This is a genomic window from Pseudomonas sp. GP01-A4 (assembly GCF_058780865.1).
This window is the reverse complement of record NZ_JBYSWF010000076.1, coordinates 10,601-30,786: the sequence shown is the minus strand read 5'-3', so window position 1 is coordinate 30,786 and position 20,186 is coordinate 10,601. Positions and strand designations below refer to the sequence as shown.

16 protein-coding genes are annotated in these 20,186 nt (G+C 60.3%); 10 read left to right on the top strand and 6 right to left on the bottom strand.

Translation table 11 applies throughout. From position 1 onward, the window contains the following. Positions 1–387: 387 nt before the first annotated feature. Genes AC3WKX_RS29535 through AC3WKX_RS29525 form a run of 3 tightly spaced genes read left to right on the top strand, consistent with a single transcriptional unit; the run spans position 388 to position 3,018 of the window. Complete coding sequence (locus tag AC3WKX_RS29535; RefSeq protein WP_008432808.1) at positions 388–1,827, top strand: cytochrome ubiquinol oxidase subunit I; 1,440 nt, start codon at positions 388–390, stop codon at positions 1,825–1,827. Between the two features lie 3 nt (positions 1,828–1,830). Further along, complete coding sequence (gene cydB / locus AC3WKX_RS29530) at positions 1,831–2,838, top strand: cytochrome d ubiquinol oxidase subunit II (protein WP_008432810.1); 1,008 nt, start codon at positions 1,831–1,833, stop codon at positions 2,836–2,838. A gap of 12 nt (positions 2,839–2,850) precedes the next feature. Continuing rightward, complete coding sequence (locus AC3WKX_RS29525; protein WP_003215809.1) at positions 2,851–3,018, top strand: DUF2474 domain-containing protein; 168 nt, start codon at positions 2,851–2,853, stop codon at positions 3,016–3,018. A gap of 41 nt (positions 3,019–3,059) precedes the next feature. On the opposite strand, the gene AC3WKX_RS29520 is transcribed toward AC3WKX_RS29525, so the two are convergent. Together AC3WKX_RS29520 and AC3WKX_RS29515 are read right to left on the bottom strand one after the other, a co-directional pair. Next, entirely contained in the window at positions 3,060–4,184 is a 1,125-nt protein-coding gene (locus AC3WKX_RS29520; RefSeq protein ID WP_003215811.1) for a methyltransferase, read from the bottom strand. A gap of 128 nt (positions 4,185–4,312) precedes the next feature. Beyond that, positions 4,313–5,023, bottom strand: a complete 711-nt coding sequence (locus tag AC3WKX_RS29515; RefSeq protein WP_003215813.1) for a helix-turn-helix transcriptional regulator — start codon at positions 5,021–5,023, stop codon at positions 4,313–4,315. Between the two features lie 405 nt (positions 5,024–5,428). Here AC3WKX_RS29515 and AC3WKX_RS29510 point away from each other — a divergent pair, with 405 nt between their 5' ends. Then, a complete protein-coding gene (locus AC3WKX_RS29510) occupies positions 5,429–6,205 on the top strand; it encodes a ferredoxin--NADP reductase (protein WP_008432814.1) in 777 nt (258 codons plus the stop codon). Positions 6,206–6,245: 40 nt separating this feature from the next. Here the strand turns inward: AC3WKX_RS29510 and mscL are convergent, their stop codons facing one another. Beyond that, on the bottom strand, positions 6,246–6,662 hold the full coding sequence (mscL, locus tag AC3WKX_RS29505) for a large-conductance mechanosensitive channel protein MscL (protein ID WP_003215816.1): 417 nt from the start codon (positions 6,660–6,662) through the stop codon (positions 6,246–6,248). A 286-nt stretch (positions 6,663–6,948) separates the two neighbouring features. Between mscL and katB the strand changes: the two genes are divergently transcribed. From katB to radA, 3 genes are all read left to right on the top strand, one after another. Next, on the top strand, positions 6,949–8,490 hold the full coding sequence (gene katB / locus AC3WKX_RS29500) for a catalase KatB (protein WP_003215817.1): 1,542 nt from the start codon (positions 6,949–6,951) through the stop codon (positions 8,488–8,490). Positions 8,491–8,595: 105 nt separating this feature from the next. After that, positions 8,596–9,135 carry an ankyrin repeat domain-containing protein gene (locus tag AC3WKX_RS29495; protein WP_087695252.1) on the top strand — a complete coding sequence of 180 codons (540 nt, stop codon included), beginning with the start codon at positions 8,596–8,598 and terminating at the stop codon, positions 9,133–9,135. 35 nt (positions 9,136–9,170) lie between these two features. Beyond that, positions 9,171–10,538 carry a DNA repair protein RadA gene (gene radA / locus AC3WKX_RS29490; protein ID WP_003215821.1) on the top strand — a complete coding sequence of 456 codons (1,368 nt, stop codon included), beginning with the start codon at positions 9,171–9,173 and terminating at the stop codon, positions 10,536–10,538. A 115-nt stretch (positions 10,539–10,653) separates the two neighbouring features. On the opposite strand, the gene AC3WKX_RS29485 is transcribed toward radA, so the two are convergent. Then, entirely contained in the window at positions 10,654–11,022 is a 369-nt protein-coding gene (locus AC3WKX_RS29485) for a PilZ domain-containing protein (protein WP_003215824.1), read from the bottom strand. A 173-nt stretch (positions 11,023–11,195) separates the two neighbouring features. On the opposite strand from AC3WKX_RS29485, the gene AC3WKX_RS29480 reads away from it, so the two are divergent. From AC3WKX_RS29480 to yjiA, 3 genes are all read left to right on the top strand, one after another. After that, positions 11,196–13,262, top strand: a complete 2,067-nt coding sequence (locus tag AC3WKX_RS29480; RefSeq protein WP_003215826.1) for a carbon starvation CstA family protein — start codon at positions 11,196–11,198, stop codon at positions 13,260–13,262. 15 nt (positions 13,263–13,277) lie between these two features. Further along, complete coding sequence (locus AC3WKX_RS29475; protein ID WP_058415061.1) at positions 13,278–13,475, top strand: YbdD/YjiX family protein; 198 nt, start codon at positions 13,278–13,280, stop codon at positions 13,473–13,475. Positions 13,476–13,622: 147 nt separating this feature from the next. Next, positions 13,623–14,582: a GTPase gene (yjiA, locus tag AC3WKX_RS29470; RefSeq protein ID WP_003215828.1), complete on the top strand. Its 960-nt coding sequence runs from the start codon at positions 13,623–13,625 to the stop codon at positions 14,580–14,582. Positions 14,583–14,779: 197 nt separating this feature from the next. On the opposite strand, the gene glyA is transcribed toward yjiA, so the two are convergent. Both glyA and AC3WKX_RS29460 read right to left on the bottom strand, forming a co-directional pair. After that, positions 14,780–16,033 carry a serine hydroxymethyltransferase gene (glyA, locus tag AC3WKX_RS29465; RefSeq protein ID WP_102606011.1) on the bottom strand — a complete coding sequence of 418 codons (1,254 nt, stop codon included), beginning with the start codon at positions 16,031–16,033 and terminating at the stop codon, positions 14,780–14,782. A 241-nt stretch (positions 16,034–16,274) separates the two neighbouring features. Then, positions 16,275–20,126 carry a bifunctional diguanylate cyclase/phosphodiesterase gene (locus AC3WKX_RS29460; RefSeq protein ID WP_023659180.1) on the bottom strand — a complete coding sequence of 1,284 codons (3,852 nt, stop codon included), beginning with the start codon at positions 20,124–20,126 and terminating at the stop codon, positions 16,275–16,277. Between the last annotated feature and the right edge of the window lie 60 nt (positions 20,127–20,186).

Here is a 20,186-nt window from a genome sequence, read left to right as displayed (position 1 = left end):
GTGGGGCAAGAGCGTTTTGCTTACTTTTGCGCTGTTCAAAAGTGAGCCGCTGTAAGAGCGGAACCAATACCAGCCATCACCCAAATAACGGATATACACCCAAAACACGCCCAATCTCACCAAAGACAACACCCAGTGACCACTGAGGCAACCTGTCACGCGGCAAAAGACCACGCCTTGCTCTCGCGAAAATGGGACTACTCTTTCAGCAATGCTTGATCCAGATCAAAACCTTCGCCGGGATTGCTCTGGCGGCCGCAAGGCCAGAATCCCTGCGTGGTTGGTTATAAAAAGAAACGAATTTGAATTCGCCACACTCCATATCCGTGGGGGCAGTGGGTGCAGGCCTCCAGCCAGCATTCGGTATTACCTGACAGAGGAAGACTTATGTTCGGTTTGGAGGCGCTAGATCTCGCCCGAATTCAATTCGCGTTCACCATCTCATTCCATATCCTGTTCCCGGCCATCACCATCGGCCTGGCCAGTTACCTTGCGGTGCTGGAAGGCCTGTGGCTCAAGACCCACAACGACACCTACCGTGACCTCTACCATTTCTGGTCGAAGATCTTTGCCGTCAACTTCGGCATGGGCGTGGTCTCCGGCCTGGTCATGGCCTATCAGTTCGGCACCAACTGGAGCCGCTTCTCGGACTTCGCCGGTGCCGTCACCGGGCCGTTGCTGACTTATGAGGTGCTCACGGCGTTCTTCCTCGAAGCCGGCTTCCTTGGGGTCATGCTGTTCGGCTGGAACAAGGTCGGACGCAAGCTGCACTTCTTTGCCACGGTGATGGTGGCCGTCGGCACGCTGATCTCGACTTTCTGGATTCTTGCCTCCAACAGCTGGATGCAGACGCCACAGGGCTTTGAAATCATTGATGGCCGGGTGATTCCAACCGACTGGCTGGCCGTGATCTTCAACCCGTCGTTCCCCTACCGCCTGATGCACATGGCCACGGCCGCGTTCGTCGCTACCGCGTTCTTCGTCGGCTCCTCGGCGGCCTGGCACTTGCTGCGCGGCAAGGACAACCCGGCGATCCGCACCATGCTGTCGATGGCAATGTGGATGGCGCTGATCGTTGCGCCGATCCAGGCGGTCATCGGTGACTTCCACGGCCTGAATACCCTCAAGCATCAACCAGCGAAGATCGCCGCGATTGAAGGCCACTGGGAAAATATCGGCAACGAGCCCACGCCGCTGATCCTGTTCGGCTGGCCGGACATGAAGGCTGAAAAAACCAAGTTCGCAGTAGAAATTCCGTACCTGGGCAGCCTGATCCTGACCCACTCCCTGGACAAGCAGGTGCCGGCCCTCAAGGAGTTTCCGCCTGAGGACCGTCCCAACTCGACCATCGTGTTCTGGTCGTTCCGGGTCATGGTGGGCCTGGGCTTCCTGATGATCTTCACCGGCCTGTTCAGCCTCTGGCTGCGCCGTGGCGACAAAATGTACACATCCAAGCCGTTCCTGTACCTGGCGCTGTGGATGGGCCCGTCCGGCCTGATCGCCATTCTCGCTGGCTGGTTCACCACCGAGATCGGCCGTCAGCCGTGGGTGGTCTACGGGCTGATGCGCACGGCAGACGCTTCGTCCAACCACAGTTTTGCGCAGATGAGCATTACGTTGGTGTTGTTTGTGGTGGTGTACTTCGCGCTGTTCGGCGCGGGCCTGGGCTACATGATGCGCCTGGTGCGCAAAGGGCCTGTGACCCACGAAAGCACCGAGCCTACTCACGGTGGTCCTGGGCAGAAACGCACACCGGCCCGTCCGTTGTCGGCGGCTGATGACAGTGCCGATGCCGATCACGGCGACACCTTGAACAAGGGGAACTGAGCCATGGGTATTGATCTTCCGCTGATCTGGGCCGTGATCATCATCTTCGGCATTATGATGTACGTGGTCATGGATGGCTTCGACCTGGGGATCGGCATTCTCTTCCCGTTCATCCCGGGCAAGACCGACCGTGACGTGATGATGAACACCGTCGCCCCCGTGTGGGACGGCAACGAAACCTGGCTGGTACTCGGCGGCGCGGCGTTGTTTGGCGCGTTCCCGCTTGCCTATTCGGTGGTGCTCTCGGCGCTGTACCTGCCACTGATGCTGATGCTGATCGGGCTGATCTTTCGCGGCGTGGCGTTTGAGTTCCGCTTCAAGGCCAAGGACGACAAGCGTCACTTGTGGGACAAGGCCTTCATCGGCGGCTCGCTGGCAGCGACGTTCTTCCAGGGCGTGGCGCTGGGGGCGTTCATTGATGGCATCCCGGTGGTCGACCGGCAGTTTGCCGGTGGCTCCCTGGACTGGCTGACGCCGTTCACGATGTTCTGCGGCGTGGCCCTGATCGTGGCGTATGCGCTGCTGGGCTGCACCTGGCTGATCATGAAGACCGAAGGCAGCTTGCAGGAGAAGATGCACAACCTGGCCCGGCCCCTGGCCTTCGTGGTGCTGGCGGTGATCGGTATCGTCAGCCTCTGGACGCCGCTGGCCCACCCGGAAATCGCCTCGCGCTGGTTCACCCTGCCGAACCTGTTCTGGTTCCTGCCGGTGCCGATCCTGGTGCTGGTAACCATGTACGGCCTGATTCGCGCCGTGGCCCGCAATGCGCACTACACGCCGTTCCTGCTGACGCTGGTGCTGATCTTCCTTGGCTACAGTGGCTTGGGGATCAGCCTGTGGCCGAACATCATCCCGCCGTCAGTCTCGATCTGGGACGCCGCCGCACCGCCGCAAAGCCAGGGCTTCATGCTGGTGGGCACCTTGTTCATCATTCCGTTCATCCTGGGCTACACCTTCTGGAGCTACTACGTGTTCCGCGGCAAGGTCACCCACGAAGACGGTTATCACTAGGAGGATTGACTCATGTCCGGCAAACCTTCGTTGCACGACATCGAACAGGCCGAGAAAAAGCCGCTCTGGCAGCGCCTGGGCTGGCTGGCGATGATCTGGACCGGCAGCGTCCTGGCCCTGTTCGTAGTGGCCAGCCTGATGCGCATGTTCATGAATGCCGCGGGCCTGACCACCCACTGACATCCCGTTGTAACTATTGCCCTCCTTCATGGAGGGCTTTTTTATTTGCGCGCCTTGAGGACCACGAACTTCGGCGTGGTCGCCACTTGCTCGACGCCACGGAACAACCGCGCCAACTTGGTGTGATAACCCAAGTGACGGTTGCCGACGATGTACAGGGCGCCGCCCACCACCAACGCTTCCCGCGCTTGCTGGAACATGCGCCAGGCGAGGAAGTCTCCCACCACTTGCTGCTGGTGGAACGGCGGGTTGCACAGCACCACATCCAGTGACTGCGCTTCCTGATCGGCCAGGCCGTCGCCGGGGCGAATCAGCACGTCACGTTCGCCCAGCGCCGCGCGCCAGTTCTCGGCCGCCGATTGCACCGCCATATAAGACTCGTCGACCAGCGTGTACTGCGCCTCGGGGTTTTGCAGCGCGCTGGCAATCGCCAGGACGCCATTACCGCAACCCAGGTCGGCTACTCGGGCGCCGCCCAGGTTTTGTGGCAGGTGCGGCAGGAAGGCCCGGGTGCCGATGTCCAGGCCTTCCCGGCAGAACACGTTGGCGTGGTTGAGCAGTTCGATGGCCGGGGTTTCCAGGCTGTAGCGCGTAGGGTAGGGCGATACGGCGTGTGGCCGATCGGCCAGGGTGGCGATCAGCAGTCGGGCCTTTTTTACCGCCAGTGAGGCGTGCATCGGGCCGATGTAGCGCTCCAGCAGTTCGCCGGCAGCCCGTGGCAGGTGCTTGACCATCGCCCCGGCAATCACTTCGGCGCCGGGTGCCAGTTGACCTTGCAGGCGAATCAATTGTTCTTCGAGCAGGGCCAGGGTTTTCGGCACGCGGATCAGTACGCGGTCGAACGGCCCGGCAGGTGTCTGGCTGGCGGGCAGGAACGTTACCGCGTCGAAAGCCTTGCCGTTGCGCGCCAGGTTTTTCTCCAGGCCCAGGGCGCCGAGGAACGAGTCACCACTGGAGGTGACCTGCACATGCCCTTCGAGGCTGGCCGCCAGCGCGCCGAAACTGTCGTTGAGCACGAGTACGCGGGTCGCCGTCGTCAGCTGTTGTTCCGCCAGGTAGCTGAGCAAATACTCATCGGCTGCATCAAACGCTTGCAGCGGGTCGTTGTGCTGTTCTGGCTGACGGATCAGGTCGAGTTGGGCGAAGGGGCTGTCGAGCAGGGGCATGGCGGGGGAGACTCTGGGTAAGCGAACCATCGGGGTGAGCGGCGACGCGAGGCGCATCAGGGGCTCGCGTCATCACCCGGAACTGGCCGCAAATGTTACGTTTTTTTCCCCTGGATTACATGCGGTGTTTAAAACAACCCGCATTTGACTGCCGTGATCACTGCGGCAATCTTGTTACTGACCCCCAGTTTCTTCATCGCACTGCTGATATGGAAGCCGACCGTGCGTTCGGACAGGCACAGGATGGTGGCGATGTCCGAGGCGGTCTTGCCCAAGGCCGACCATTGCAGGATTTCGGTTTCCCGCGGGGTCAATTTGCTGGGCGCTTGCGGGCTGGGATTGTCTGCGTATTTTTTGGCCACCACCGCGTGCATGGCGTGGCAAATCCAGAGCACTTGCCCGGCTTTTTCATAGAGTTCTTCAGGGCCCACTGGGCCGGTGGCACGCCCCAGGCTCAACATGCTGAAAACACCCTGGAAGTCATGAACCGATTGGGTCCATCCGAAATTCAGTCCGTTGGACTGGGCATGGGCCCATAAGTCCGGTACCGAAGAAAAGGTTTTCTCGTCCCATACGATCGGTAGAACCGAGCGTTTGCAATGCGCAACCACAGGGTCGAGATCAAAGTAGTGCTCTTGTCTGTACAGCGTATTCCATTCATTGGAATAGTTGTTGAGGTTGATAGTTTTCGTTTGGTTGTTGGGTAGATGGGAACTAAGGGTGAATGCGCAGTATTGGAAGCCAAGCTCGTAGGTAAGGTTGAGGGCAGCTTCGTACATACTGGTTATTTCGCTTTCCCCTTCGAGTTTGGGCAGGCGAGTGTTGTGCCAGTTGACCATCGGTAACTCTCCATGCGAACGGTTTTTACATGGGGTACTTCCAAGGCCCCCGGTTACAACGTGAAAAAATAGTGTAGGACAACGGCTACAGCTCGAAATAAAAATTTAGTTATGTTCAAGCGGGCGTTAGGCCAATAACATTTGTACAACCTGGCTACGGTGTACAGGTTTCAGGCGTTCGATAAGATTTTTTTCCATTAGTTTTAAGAACTTGCTCTAAATGCGCCTTGTTAATATTTAGTTGCACTCCCTCATCTAATGGCTTGTTGGAAGGCGACTAATAGCCAAATATTTAGTACCGCCCAGCGGTTGCCACAATGGGCAGCGGCAATGCCAGCACAAACCATCGGTGTTTCCAGGCGGCGCTTTGGGGGACACTAGGGGCCTCTGCAAATGGAGTTTCCCATGACGGCCAGTGCTGAAAAATACACCCGCCAGACCCTGCTCGACGTGAAATCGCTGACTCCCAGCCTGTTTACCCTGCGCACTACCCGAGACCCTGGTTTTCGTTTTCGCGCCGGACAATTCGTGCGTCTTGGGGTGACCAAGGCCGATGGCGGCATTGTGTGGCGTGCTTATTCGGTGGTGTCCTCGCCCTTTGATGAATACCTGGACTTCTTTTCCATCGTGGTGCCGGGCGGTGAGTTCACCAGTGAGCTGAGCCGCCTGCGGGAAGGCGATACCTTGCTGGTGGAGCGCCAGGCCACGGGCTTTTTGACCCTGGACCGGTTTGTGGATGGTCGCGATCTGTGGCTGCTGGGCACCGGGACCGGTATTGCGCCGTTTCTCTCGATCCTGCAGGACTTCGAAGTGTGGGAGAAATTCGAGCGGATTATCCTCGTCTATAGTGCCCGCGAAGCAAGGGAGCTGGCTTACCAGTCGTTGATCCATGAACTGGGCGAACGTGAGTACCTGGCAGAATACGCCCACAAGCTCACCTACATTCCCATTGTCACCCGCGAGCAACATCCGGGCGCGCTGAATGGGCGGATTACCACCCTGATCGAGAACGGCGAATTGGAGCGCGCCGCAGGCATCGAGCTGACCCCCGACCATTCCAGGGTGATGATTTGCGGCAATCCGCAGATGATCGACGACACGCGTCAGTTGCTGAAACAGCGCGACATGCAACTGAGCCTGACCCGCCGTCCGGGGCAGGTCGCGGTAGAAAACTACTGGTAAAACAAAGGCGCCCTGCAGGCGCCTTTACTTTTTGCCGAGCTTACTCGGGCTTGCTGTTCTGTGCCTTGAGCAGATCGCGGATCTCCCCCAGCAGCACTTCTTCCTTGGTCGGGACCGGCGGCAGGCTAGGTGCCACGGCCTCTTCACGCTTCAGGCGGTTGATGGCCTTCACGCCCATGAAGATCGCAAACGCAACGATCACAAAGTCGATCACGCTCTGGATGAACTTGCCGTACGCCAGTACGACGGCCGGCGCATCGCCCTGGGCGGCTTTAAGCGTTACGGCCAGGTCGCCGAAGTCGACACCCCCGATCAACAGGCCGATAGGTGGCATCACCACGTCGCCTACAAAGGATGAAACAATTTTGCCGAAGGCGGCGCCGATGATAATACCGACCGCCATGTCGACCACATTACCTTTGACCGCGAAGGCCTTGAACTCACTTAACACGCCCATAGGTTATTCCTTGTTACAGATGAGGAGGTAGAAGCCAGTGTAAGACAGTGTGGCGAGGCTTGCTCGACACAACTGCTAACAGTGTCCGTTTTTATCGACACATTAAATCGCAAATAGTTTGCAAAGTGCCACCAATCGCGCGCGGAATACCCGCTATTTCAGTGGGTTACCACACTATTTTCTTTATCGGGGTGGTACGGCTTTTCTATTTATCTTCTGACTCGCGGGTCACTAGCCTCTGGCAAGCACAACTCAATGTGCACTAAAAAAACCAGAGGATACCTCGATGAAAAACCCTATTAGCCGCGGGCCTATTTCTGCGCGACAGGTGCTGTTTGCAGTGAGCGCCAGTCTTCTTTCGCTGTCCGTACACGCCGCCAACCTCACGCGCGATAATGGCGCGGCGGTCGGTGACAATCAGAACTCGCAAACCGCCGGTGCGAATGGCCCGGTCCTGTTGCAAGACGTGCAACTGATCCAGAAGTTGCAGCGCTTTGATCGCGAGCGTATTCCGGAGCGCGTTGTGCACGCCCGTGGCACCGGCGCTCACGGTACTTTCACCGTCACCGATAACCTCAGCGACCTGACCAAGGCCAAGGTGTTTGCCGCCGGCGAAGCCACGCCGGTATTTGTGCGCTTCTCTGCGGTCGTTCACGGCAACCATTCGCCGGAAACCCTGCGTGACCCGCGCGGCTTCGCCACCAAGTTCTACACCGCCGAAGGTAATTGGGACCTGGTCGGTAATAACTTCCCGACATTCTTTATTCGCGATGCGATCAAATTTCCGGACATGGTTCACGCCTTTAAACCAGATCCGCGCACTAACCTGGACGATGATTCCCGTCGCTTTGACTTCTTCTCCCATGTTCCGGAGTCCACTCGTACGTTGACCGAGTTGTACTCGGACTCCGGTACTCCAGCCAGTTACCGGGAAATGGACGGTAACGGTGTACATGCCTACAAGTTGATTAACGCCAAGGGCGAAGTGCACTACGTCAAGTTTCACTGGAAGAGCCTGCAAGGCATCAAGAACCTCGATCCTAAACAAGTGACTGAAGTACAGGGCCGTGACTACAGCCATATGACCAATGATTTGGTCACGCACATCAATAAGGGCGACTTCCCCAAGTGGGACCTGTATGTGCAAGTGCTGAAACCGGAAGACTTGGCCAAGTTTGATTTCGACCCGTTGGATGCCACCAAGATCTGGCCGGACGTGCCAGAGCGCAAAGTCGGGCAGATGGTGCTGAACCGCAACCCGGCCAACGTCTTCCAGGAAACCGAGCAAGTCGCCATGGCGCCGGCCAACCTGGTGCCGGGCATCGAGCCGTCGGAAGACCGCCTGCTGCAAGGCCGGGTGTTCTCCTATGCCGATACGCAAATGTACCGCCTGGGGCCAAACGCCCTGCAACTGCCGATCAACGCACCCCGGGTGACCGTCAACAACGGTAACCAGGACGGCGCGATGAACTTCGGCAAGACCACCACTGGCGTGAACTACCAGCCAAGCCGCCTGCTGCCACGGGAAGAGCCGCAAACCGCGCGGTACAGCCAGTCGGCCCTGTCGGGCAGTACGCAGCAAGCGAAGATCCAGCGTGAGCAGAACTTCAAGCAGGCCGGCGACCTGTACCGCTCGTTCAACAAGAAAGAGCGTCAGGACTTGATCGACAACTTCGGCGGCTCCCTGGCCACCACCGATGACGAGAGCAAGCACATCATCCTGTCGTTCCTCTACAAGGCTGATCCGGAGTACGGCACTGGCGTGACCAAAGTTGCCAAGGGCGACCTGGCCCGCGTCAAAGCACTGGCCGAAAAGCTGACCGACTAACCGCCCACGCTCCCTGTAGGAGCCGCCTTGCCGGCGATAGCGCCCACAAGTACGCCATCGCCGGCAAGCCGGCTCGTACAGGTGGCACATCACTGAGAATTTGCCATGCGAATCTTTATAGGCGCTGTCCTTGCGTGTTTGTCGTTCAGCGTATTGGCCGAACAAGCTGACCCGGCCGCGCTTAAGGCACAACTGCAGGATTACTACTTCGACGCCGCCCGCCGTGGCGACGTGGAAATGCTCAACACCTTCATCGAATCCGGCTATCCGCTGAACACCCAGGATGAAAAAGGCTACACGGCGCTGATTCTCGCCGCCTATCACGGCGAAAGTGCCTACGTGGACCGATTGCTCGCCGCCGGCGCCGATGCCTGCGTGCAGGACAAACGCGGCAACACCGCGTTGATGGGCGCGATCTTCAAGGGTGAGCTGAAAATCGCCCAGCGCCTGCTCGCCACCGACTGCAACCCCGACCAGCGCAACGGCGCCGGACAAACGGCGGCCATGTATGCCGGGCTGTTCAAACGCGTGGAACTGCTGGATGAACTGAAAGCCAAGGGCGCCGATCTGAATGCCGAAGACCCGATCGGTAACAGCGCTTCACGTTTGGCCAGCGGTGAAATCCGTACCCCGGCGCCGCGCTGAGCTATCATCGCGGTTTTTCGGTTGGAGGTTCTCAAATGGCAAAGGCCAAGCGCATGTATGGCTGCACGGAGTGCGGCGCGACCTTTCCCAAGTGGGCCGGCCAGTGCACGGAATGCGGTGCGTGGAACACCCTGACCGAAACCATGATCGAGAGCGGCGGCGCCGTGGCCCCCAGTGGCCGTTCCGGCTGGACCGGGCAACAAACCCAGATCAAGACCCTGGCCGAAGTCAGCGTCGAAGAAATCCCGCGTTTCTCCACCGCTTCCGGTGAACTGGACCGGGTGCTGGGCGGCGGCCTGGTGGATGGTTCGGTGGTACTGATCGGCGGTGACCCGGGCATCGGTAAATCCACGATCCTGCTGCAAACCCTGTGCAGCATCGCCAGCCGCATGCCGGCGTTGTATGTCACCGGCGAAGAATCCCAGCAGCAGGTGGCCATGCGTGCGCGCCGCCTGGGCTTGCCTCAGGACCAACTGCGGGTGATGACCGAAACCTGCATCGAAAGCATCATCGCCACCGCGCGCCTGGAAAAGCCCAAGGTGATGGTGATCGACTCGATCCAGACGATTTTCACCGAACAACTGCAATCGGCACCGGGTGGCGTGTCCCAGGTGCGGGAAAGTGCCGCGCTGCTGGTGCGCTATGCGAAACAGAGCGGCACGGCGATTTTCCTGGTGGGCCACGTGACGAAAGAAGGCGCATTGGCCGGCCCACGGGTGCTGGAACACATGGTCGACACCGTGCTGTATTTCGAAGGCGAGTCCGACGGGCGGTTGCGTTTGCTGCGGGCGGTGAAGAACCGTTTTGGCGCGGTCAACGAGTTGGGTGTGTTCGCCATGACTGACCGGGGCTTGAAAGAAGTCTCCAACCCGTCAGCGATTTTTCTTACCCGCGCCCAGGAAGAAGTCCCGGGCAGTGTGGTGATGGCAACGTGGGAAGGCACCCGACCGATGCTGGTGGAAGTCCAGGCGCTGGTGGACGACAGCCACTTGGCCAACCCGCGTCGTGTCACCCTGGGCCTGGACCAGAACCGGCTGGCGATGTTGCTGGCGGTATTGCACCGCCACGGCGGCATTCCCACCCATGACCAGGATGTATTCCTCAACGTGGTGGGCGGGGTCAAGGTGCTGGAAACCGCGTCTGACTTGGCGTTGATGGCGGCGGTGATGTCCAGCCTGCGCAACCGGCCGTTGCCCCATGATTTGCTGGTGTTTGGCGAGGTGGGCCTGTCGGGTGAAGTGCGCCCGGTGCCCAGCGGCCAGGAGCGCCTGAAGGAAGCGGCCAAGCACGGCTTCAAGCGCGCCATCGTGCCCAAGGGCAATGCACCGAAAGAAATGCCACCGGGGCTGCAAGTGATCGGGGTGACGCGCCTGGAGCAGGCGCTGGATGCCCTGTTCGAATAGTCGCCAGCCACACATCCCCCTTGTGGGAGCCGGGCTTGCCCGCGATGGCGGTGTATCAGCTGATTGATATGCAAACTGACACACCGCCATCGCAGGCAAGCCAGCTCCCACATGTTCAGGTCTCCAGCAAGGCGGCGAATTCCCGCTCTAGCTCTGCCTGATCACCGAGGTTCAGCTCGATTATCCGCCGCAGGTGGCTGATGGAGTCGAGGTCGATGTGTTCGCACACAAAGCCGAGCTGCCCATGATCGTCGTGGGTTAGCCGCACCTGCATCTTCACGTCGGTCTCGGCGTCGAGATGAATGTCCACATCGAACGATTCGTAGCGATGGCCGTGCCATTCTTGCGGCCGTTGCACCAGCAAGCCCTTGAGCGACAAATCTACCAATTGCACCGACCAGACATGGCCGTCTTGCGTGAGCTCGGTCCTGGCGTCGAAGGCAATGCGTCGGAAACGGCGTCGGTCTGAAGGCTGTTCGCTCATGGTGAAACCCTCTGTGGATAAAGGAATTGTAGCCGTGCGCCATCATGGGGCGGTTTTTTCTGCTTTTTTTGCCCCGGCAAGGCTCTAGACCAACGTAGGGGGGTGGCCTTTAAGGCCAGTAGCGCTAAACTCGGGATGGCTGTCTTTCTGTCCACCCTGGCTGGAATATAAAAATGAAAAATAATAATAGCCTGCTACGCCATCTACCCTGGCTGCTGCTGGCAATCGTAGGAGCGTGCGCCCTGGGCGTAGTGGCCTTGCGCCGCGGCGAGGCGATCAACGCCTTGTGGATCGTGGTCGCAGCAGTGGCCATTTATCTGGTTGCTTACCGTTACTACAGTCTGTTCATCGCTAACCATGTGATGCAGCTCGATCCACTGCGGGCTACCCCCGCTGTGCTGAACAACGACGGTCTGGACTATGTGCCGACCAACAAACACATCCTTTTTGGTCACCACTTCGCGGCAATCGCCGGCGCAGGGCCTTTGGTCGGCCCGGTACTGGCGGCGCAGATGGGCTACCTGCCCGGCACGTTGTGGCTGATCGCCGGCGTGGTGCTGGCCGGGGCGGTGCAGGACTTCATGGTCCTGTTCCTGTCCACTCGTCGCAACGGCCGTTCCCTGGGGGACATGGTCCGCGAAGAAATGGGCCGTGTGCCCGGGACCATCGCGCTGTTCGGCTGCTTCCTGATCATGATCATCATCCTCGCGGTGCTGGCGCTGATCGTGGTCAAGGCCCTGGCCGAAAGCCCGTGGGGCATCTTCACGGTGATGGCAACCATTCCGATCGCGATGTTCATGGGCATTTACATGCGCTACATCCGCCCGGGCCGCATCGGTGAAATCTCGATTGTCGGCGTGCTGTTGCTGCTGGGTTCGATCTGGCTGGGCGGGCAGATTGCCGCTGACCCGGTGTGGGCCAAGGCCTTCAGCTTCACCGGCATCCAGATCACCTGGATGCTGGTGGGTTATGGCTTCGTGGCTGCCGTGTTGCCGGTGTGGCTGATCCTCGCGCCACGGGACTACCTGTCTACGTTCCTGAAAATCGGCACCATCATCGCCCTGGCGATTGGCATCCTGGTGACCATGCCCGACCTGAAAATGCCGGCGCTGACCCAGTTCATCGATGGCACCGGCCCGGTGTGGAAGGGCGGCCTGTTCCCGTTCCTGTTCATCACCATCGCCTGTGGCGCGGTCTCGGGTTTCCACGCACTGATCTCCTCGGGCACCACGCCCAAGTTGCTGGCCAGTGAAGGGCACGCCCGTTACATCGGCTACGGCGGCATGTTGATGGAGTCGTTCGTGGCCATCATGGCAATGGTTGCCGCTTCGGTGATCGAGCCAGGGGTGTACTTCGCCATGAACAGCCCGGCCGCGATTGTCGGCGGTGACGTGGTGGCTGTGGCGCAAACCGTCAGCAGCTGGGGTTTTGCAATTACCCCGGAAGCGTTGCAGGCGGTGGCCCATGACATTGGTGAGTCCACCATCCTGGCCCGTGCCGGTGGTGCGCCGACCCTGGCGGTCGGTATCGCGCAGATCCTGCACAGCGTCCTGCCGGGTGAAAACACCATGGCGTTCTGGTACCACTTTGCGATCCTGTTCGAAGCGCTGTTCATCCTGACTGCGGTCGACGCCGGTACCCGTGCCGGTCGCTTCATGCTGCAGGATTTGCTCGGCTCCTTCGTGCCGGCGCTCAAGCGTACCGAGTCCTGGACGGCCAACCTGATCGCCACCGCAGGTTGCGTGGCGATGTGGGGTTACCTGCTGTACCAGGGCGTGATCGACCCACTGGGCGGCATCAACACCTTGTGGCCGCTGTTCGGTATCTCCAACCAGATGCTGGCCGGTATCGCGCTGATGCTCGCCACGGTTGTGCTGATCAAAATGAAACGCCAGCGCTACATCTGGGTGACCATGCTGCCAGCCGTATGGCTGCTGATCTGCACCGTGACCGCAGGCTTCATCAAGCTGTTCGACGCCAACCCGGCGATCGGCTTCCTGTCGCTGGCCAAGAAATACAGCGATGCCTTGGCCGGCGGCCAGATCCTCGCACCGGCCAAGAGCATCGACCAGATGCAACACGTGATCTGGAACGCCTACACCAACGCAACGCTGACGGCGCTGTTCCTGTTCGTGGTCTTCAGCATCCTGTTCTATGCGCTCAAGGTCGGCATTGCTGCCTGGGGCAAAAAGGAACGTACGGATAAAGAAGCGCCATACCAGGCCATCCCGGACGCTTGATAGAGGATTGCAATCATGTTCAATGACATCAGTCGCCTCGGTAAATACCTCGGTCAGGCCGCGCGCCTGATGGTCGGCATGCCCGACTACGACACCTACGTCGAGCATATGCAAACCAAACACCCGGGCAAACCGATGATGGACTACAAGGCGTTCTTCCGGGAACGCCAGGAGGCCCGTTACGGCGGCAAGGGTGGGCCCAAGTGCTGCTAGCCCGGTAGTTCGGGCTGCGGTGATCCCTTGTGGGAGCGGGCTTGCTCGCGAAGGCGGTCTTTCAGTGATGCATGTGCTGACTGACACGCCAACTTCGCGAGCAAGCCCGCTCCCACATTTGTTTTGTGTTTCTTCAAGGAGAATTCTTTGTCCTCTCCCATTCCCGTCACCGTCCTCAGCGGCTTCCTCGGCGCTGGCAAGACCACCTTGTTGCGTCACCTGCTCAAGGCCGAGCACGGCTTGAAAATCGCCGTGATCGAAAATGAATTCAGCGACGCCGGTATCGACACCCAACTGTTGGGCAGCGAGCCGGTGCAAGTCATGACCCTGTCCAATGGCTGCGTGTGCTGCACCATCCACACTGACCTGACCAAGGCCCTGTACCTGTTGCTGGAGCGCCTGGACAGCGGCGAGATCGCCTTCGACCGCCTGGTGATCGAGTGCACCGGCCTGGCCGACCCGGCCCCTGTGGCCCAGACCTTTTTCATCGATGAAGAACTGCGCGAGCGCTACATCCTCGACGGTATCATCACCCTGGTGGACGCGGCCCACGCGGAGCACCACCTGACCCAGACCATCGCCCAGGCGCAGATCGGGTTTGCCGACCGCCTGCTGGTGAGCAAGCGCGACCTGGTGGACGATGCCACCTTCGACGCCCTCAGCGAGCGCCTGACTCGTATCAACCGCCGGGCGCCGATTCGTGTGGTGGAACACGGCAAGATCGACCTCGCCGAACTGCTGGATGTGCGCGGCTTCAACCTAAACGCCGGCATGAGCCTGCGCCCGGTGAGCCAGGCGCCGTCCATCGACCGTATTTCCAGCCTGGTGCTGCGCACTGACCAGCCGCTGGATATCGACAAACTCAGCGAGTTCATGAACGAGCTGCTGGAAGACCACGGCAAGCAATTGCTGCGCTACAAAGGCGTGCTGAACATTGCCGGGGAAGACCGGCGCATGGTGTTTCAGGGCGTGCTGAAGCTCTACGGGTTCGATTGGGACACCGAATGGGCCGAAGGCGAAGCGCGGGAAAGTGTGATTGTGTTTATTGCTGACGAGTTGCCGGAAGAGAAGATTCGCGAAGGCTTTGCGCGGGTTTACCAATCCTGACTTGAAACGCAGTCAAAATGTGGGAGCGGGCTTGCTCGCGAAAGCGGTGTATCAGTCAGCCCATGCATCAACTGACACAGCGCTTTCGCGAGCAAGCCCGCTCCCACATTTGATGTCATTTCAAATTGAGAAAGCAGCGTTTTCAGGCATAAAAAAGCCCGGCTCAAGAGCCGGGCTTTTTGTTCAAGCTACTGCAATCAAGCGCCGTATACCGGCAGCTTCTTGCAGATGGCCTTGACCTTCTCACGAACAGAATCAATCACTGCTTCGTTGTTCAGGTCAGCCAGGATGTCGCAGATCCAGCCAGCCAGTTCCTTGCACTCTGCTTCCTTGAAGCCACGAGTGGTCACAGCCGGGGTGCCGAAGCGCAGGCCGGAGGTGACGAACGGCGAACGTGGGTCGTTCGGTACCGAGTTCTTGTTCACGGTGATGAAGGCTTTGCCCAGAGCGGCGTCAGCGTCTTTACCGGAGATGTCCTGCTTGATCAGCGACAGCAGGAACAGGTGGTTCTCAGTACCGCCGGACACCACGTCAAAACCACGCTCGATGAACACGCCGGCCATGGCCTTGGCGTTTTTCACCACTTGCTGCTGGTAGGTCTTGAACTCAGGCTGCAGCGCTTCCTTGAAGCAGATCGCTTTGGCGGCGATCACGTGCTCCAGCGGGCCACCCTGGCCGCCCGGGAATACCGCGGAGTTCAGCTTCTTCTCGATCTCGGCGTTGGCGCGAGCCAGGATCAGGCCGCCACGTGGACCGCGCAGGGTCTTGTGGGTGGTGGTGGTCACGACGTCAGCGAACGGCACCGGGTTCGGGTAGACGCCAGCGGCGACCAGACCGGCCACGTGGGCCATGTCGACGAACAGGTAGGCGCCGACCTTGTCAGCGATTTCGCGGAAGCGTGGGAAATCCAGGATCTGCGAGTAGGCAGAGAAACCGGCCACGATCATTTTTGGCTTGTGCTCAATGGCCAGGCGCTCGACTTCGTCGTAGTCGATCAGGCCGTTGCCGTCGATGCCGTACTGAACGGCGTTGTACAGCTTGCCGGAGGAGGAAACGCTGGCGCCGTGGGTCAGGTGACCGCCGTGGGCCAGGCTCATGCCCAGGATGGTGTCGCCCGCTTGCAGCAGGGCCAGGTACACGGCGCTGTTGGCTTGGGAGCCGGCGTGTGGCTGGACGTTGGCGTAATCGGCGCCGAACAGTTCCTTGGCGCGGTCGATGGCCAGTTGCTCAACGATGTCGACGAACTCGCAACCGCCGTAGTAGCGCTTGCCCGGGTAGCCTTCGGCGTACTTGTTGGTCAGAACCGAACCTTGAGCCTCCATCACGGCGGGGCTGGTGTAGTTTTCCGAAGCGATCAGCTCAATGTGCTCTTCCTGGCGCTGAGCTTCTTGCTCCATGGCGGCAAAGAGATCGGCGTCGTACTTGGCAATAGTCAAATCACGGCTGAACATGGCGGTCCTCAAGGATCGGGGGCAGAAAAGAAGCGCATTCTAACCCAATGGGTTTTAGATGGCATATGAAAGGACATCATGTCGCGGACAAGCGGGGCTCATCTGGGGATAGGTGGTGTTTGTTCGGGCCCCTTCGCGAGCAAGCCCGCTCCCACATTCAATCGGGTTCCTTCAGGTGGAATACGGTCGAATGTGGGAGCGGGCTTGCTCGCGAAGAGGCCATCAGCATCACCTGAGGATTTCAATCGAACATAAACAGCGCATCATTGCTGAACTGCGCCTCAAACCGGTTCGCCGGCATCGGTCGCCCGAACAGGTAGCCCTGCACCTCATCGCAACCGTGCTCCCGCAGGAAGTCCAGCTGCTCATGGGTTTCCACACCCTCGGCGATCACCGCCAGGTTCAGGCTGTGGGCCATGGCGATAATCGCCCGGGCAATCTGCGCATCCTGCTCACCCGACGGCAGGCCGTCGACAAAGGTGCGGTCGATCTTCAGCACGTCGATGGGGAACTGCTTGAGGTAGTTCAGCGATGAATAACCGGTGCCGAAGTCATCTACCGCGATGCTCAGGCCGAGGTTTTTCAGGCTGGCGAGGATCTGCATCGCTTCGTTGACCTCGCGCATCAGGATACTTTCGGTCAGCTCCAGCTCCAGGCACGCCGGCGGCAGGCCGGTGTCCTTGAGGATGGTGGCGATGCGCTCGCCCAGTTGCCCGTCGGAGAACTGCCGGGCCGAAATGTTGACCGAAACCTTGGGTACCCGCACCTTGTTCTGGTGCCAGGTCTTGAGTTGGCGGCAGGCTTCGCTGATCACCCAGTCACCCACGTCCACCACCAGCCCCAACTCCTCCAACACCGGAATGAAGTCCCCCGGCGGCACCAGCCCGCGACGCGGATGGCGCCAGCGCAGCAGGGCTTCGGCACCGGTCAAACGTTTGCCGTCGCCGCTGAACTGCGGCTGGTAATACAGCACGAATTCGTTCTGTTCCAGGGCGTGGCGCAGGTCGCTTTCCAGCTCCAGGCGTTCCAGGGCGCTGGCGTTCATGTCGGCCTGGTAGAACTGGAAGTTGTTCTTGCCCCGCTCCTTGGCGTGGTACATCGCCGTGTCGGCGTTTTTCATCAACTGGCTGAGTTCGTTGCCGTCCTGCGGGCTCAGGGCGATGCCGATACTGGCGGTGACGAAGAACTCGCGGCCCTCCAGCACAAACGGCTTCACCAGGCTGGCCAGAATCTGCTCGGCCACGTGAATCGCCCGGTTCAGCGCCATCTCACGGTTGACCCGCGGTTGCAGCAGCAAGGTGAATTCGTCGCCGCCCATGCGTGCCACGGTGTCGTCTTCGGCGACGCAGCCCAGCAGGCGGGTGGCCATTTCCTTGAGCATGCGGTCGCCGGCGGCGTGGCCCAGGGAGTCGTTGATCGGCTTGAAGCGGTCGAGGTCAAGGAACATCAGCACCACCCACGACTTCTGCCGTTCCGCCGATTGCAGCGCGGTGTGCAGGCGGTCCTGGAACAGCGTGCGGTTGGGCAGGTGGGTCAGGGCGTCGTAGTAGGCCAGGCGGTGGATGCGCTGCTCGCTGGCCTTGCGTTCGCTGATGTCACTGAAGAAGCACACGTAGCTGGCCAGGTCGCCTTCGTCGTCGAACACCGCCGTGATGCCGACCCAGGCCGGGTAATGCTCGCCGTTACGGCGCTTGAGCCACACTTCGCCTTCCCAGGTGCTGTGCTGGTGCAATTGCTTGAGCACGTAGCGCAGGTGGGCTTCCTGCTGTTCGTCGACGGTGAGCATGTTCGGCAACTGGTCGAGCACGTCCGCCACCGCATAACCGCTGACCCGGCTGAACGCCTCGTTGGCCTGCACGATGTAGCCGGCCGGGTCGGTGATCAGGATCGCCGAGGTGGAGTGTTCGAATACCGTGGCCGCCATGCGCAGGTCTTTTTCCGCACGGCGCTGCTGGCTGATATCGCGACCCACGCCAAGGATGCCCTCGAACGCGCCGTGTTCGTCCCACACCAGCACCAGGCGCAGTTCGATGGGGATCTTGCGCCCGTCGGCCCGCAGGCAGTCGAACAGGAACAGTTGGGTCTGCACGTCGTTGCGCAAGGCCGCGAGGGATTCGGGTTGGTCCAGGGCGCGGCTGACTTGCTCCACCAGGGAGTAGATACCGGTCAGTTGCTGCGGGTTGGCGATGGTCGATTGCCAGCCGTTTTCGAAGATCCAGTCGACGTCATAGCCCAGCACCGCGTTCACCGAAGGGCTGACGTAGTTGAGGGCCAGCTTGCTGTCGGTGGAGAAGATTACGTCGCTGATGCTTTCCGCCAGCATGCGGTAGCGCTGTTCGCTGTCACGCAGGGATTCACTGGCTTCGATCTGGTCGGTGATGTCCTTGGCGACGCCGATGATGCGCGTCACCTGGTCAGTCTTGTCACGGGCCAGGGCCTGTTCGCGGATGTCGAAGCGCCGCCATTGGTTGTTGCGGTGGCGAAAGCGCAACTGGCACTGCAACTGGCTCAGGTAGCCGGCCTGGCGCTGTTGCAGGCGCAGGTCGTGGTAGCGCTCGGCGTCTTCGGGGTGCAGCAGGATCTCCCAGAAGTACTCGCCCATCTGCTGCAGCTCGGGCTTGTTGTAGCCCAGGGTGTGGCCCAGGTGGTGGTTGCTGAAAATCATCCGCTGGCTGATCACGTCCTGCACATACAGGTGATCGGGCACGGTGCGCACCACGTCCGACCAGAAACTCTCGCGCTCCACCAGTGACAACTCGATCAGCTTGCGGCTGGTGATGTCGCTGATGCTCAGGATCACGGCCTTGAAGTCGTCCTGTTGTTCCGGCAGGCGCATCACCAGCCACAGGTATTGGTCGTTGCCTTCGATATCGCTGAGCTGGATTTCCAGTTCAAGCTGCTTCTGCTGGGTCAGCACCGCGTCGATCACCTGGTTGCCGATGGCGGTCGGGCTCGACGGGCAGGCGTCGATCAGGCGTTCCCAGGCCTGCTCGCAAGAAGCGACATTCAGCAGGCGCACCGCCACCTGGTTGACCTCGGTGATGCGCAGTTCCTTGAGCAGTTGCTGGCGCTGTTCCGGGTTGTCTTGCAGCAACTGTTGCAACTGCTCGCGGGTTTGCAGTCGGGCTCTATCGAAGAACGCGCGCAGGCCCGACAGGTCGAGCACGCACAGCGCCACGCCGGTGCCTTCGAAAATATCCTGGTAGCGCCGGCGCCCCTCGTGCACCTGGCGCTGGCGGCGGCGCATGTTCAGCAGCACGATCACCGGGATCAGCGAGAAGGCCAGGCCCAGCAGGCATTTGCCGATAAAGGCCGGCAGCAGTTGCTCCAGCACGGCGGCGCGGTCGAACAGGCCGCGCAGTTGCCAGTCGCTCTTGCTCAGGGGCGTGACCAGTACACTTTTGTTCAATTCGTCCGGGGTCAACGCGGTGGCCCATTGGGCCGGCATCCCGCTGTCACGGCTGACCACCCGGTGGTTCAGGCGGTTTTCGATGACCCACATCGGGCGCTGGCCCTGGCCATCCTGGCGGGTCAGGTTGGCCAGGTAATTGGGGGCCAGGCGCAAGGCCCAGTACATCTTGGTGCCGCCGCTGGGCTGGTGCAGCAGCAGGTAGATGACGGTGCCGTCGTTGTTGTTGCTCAGGTAATAGGACTGGGCGTGGCTGCGCTTGACCAGTTCTTCGAGCCAGGCGCTGTCCTGGCTGTCGCTGGCGCTGTCACTGATCATCGCGCCGCTGGGGGCGAGCAGGGCGACGCTGCGCAACTCCGGCAAGGAGCGTTGCAAGGTGCGCATCAGGATTTGTTGCTGTTCGGCGTCCCGCGGCGGTTCGACGATCGGGAGCAGGTTCAGCGCGATCTGCGCACTGAGGGCCATGTTCAGGCTGATCTGTTCGGCCAGGTCGGCGCTGTAGTCGATGGTGTATTGCTGCTGGTTTTTCTGGTTTTGCTGCAACTGGTCCAGCAGTTGCCAGAACAATAACGCGAGCAGCAACAGGACCAGCGTCGCCAATGCGCCCTTCAGGGTTCCGTGCAGGGGCGCTCCCGGCGCTATATGAGCGGCGCGCAGGGGAGTTGGCGGCGTTACGTTGGACAAACTGTGATCCTGCGGTTTGGCTGGACTGGCGCGCGACGTGCACTATAAGCCGGACGCCCG

Coding starts and splice junctions, on each gene's coding strand:
- AC3WKX_RS29535 (WP_008432808.1), top strand. CDS start 388: ATGTTCGGTTTGGAGGCGCTAGATCTCGCCCGAATTCAATTCGCGTTC.
- cydB (WP_008432810.1), top strand. CDS start 1,831: ATGGGTATTGATCTTCCGCTGATCTGGGCCGTGATCATCATCTTCGGC.
- AC3WKX_RS29525 (WP_003215809.1), top strand. CDS start 2,851: ATGTCCGGCAAACCTTCGTTGCACGACATCGAACAGGCCGAGAAAAAG.
- AC3WKX_RS29520 (WP_003215811.1), bottom strand. CDS start 4,184: ATGCCCCTGCTCGACAGCCCCTTCGCCCAACTCGACCTGATCCGTCAG.
- AC3WKX_RS29515 (WP_003215813.1), bottom strand. CDS start 5,023: ATGGTCAACTGGCACAACACTCGCCTGCCCAAACTCGAAGGGGAAAGC.
- AC3WKX_RS29510 (WP_008432814.1), top strand. CDS start 5,429: ATGACGGCCAGTGCTGAAAAATACACCCGCCAGACCCTGCTCGACGTG.
- mscL (WP_003215816.1), bottom strand. CDS start 6,662: ATGGGCGTGTTAAGTGAGTTCAAGGCCTTCGCGGTCAAAGGTAATGTG.
- katB (WP_003215817.1), top strand. CDS start 6,949: ATGAAAAACCCTATTAGCCGCGGGCCTATTTCTGCGCGACAGGTGCTG.
- AC3WKX_RS29495 (WP_087695252.1), top strand. CDS start 8,596: ATGCGAATCTTTATAGGCGCTGTCCTTGCGTGTTTGTCGTTCAGCGTA.
- radA (WP_003215821.1), top strand. CDS start 9,171: ATGGCAAAGGCCAAGCGCATGTATGGCTGCACGGAGTGCGGCGCGACC.
- AC3WKX_RS29485 (WP_003215824.1), bottom strand. CDS start 11,022: ATGAGCGAACAGCCTTCAGACCGACGCCGTTTCCGACGCATTGCCTTC.
- AC3WKX_RS29480 (WP_003215826.1), top strand. CDS start 11,196: ATGAAAAATAATAATAGCCTGCTACGCCATCTACCCTGGCTGCTGCTG.
- AC3WKX_RS29475 (WP_058415061.1), top strand. CDS start 13,278: ATGTTCAATGACATCAGTCGCCTCGGTAAATACCTCGGTCAGGCCGCG.
- glyA (WP_102606011.1), bottom strand. CDS start 16,033: ATGTTCAGCCGTGATTTGACTATTGCCAAGTACGACGCCGATCTCTTT.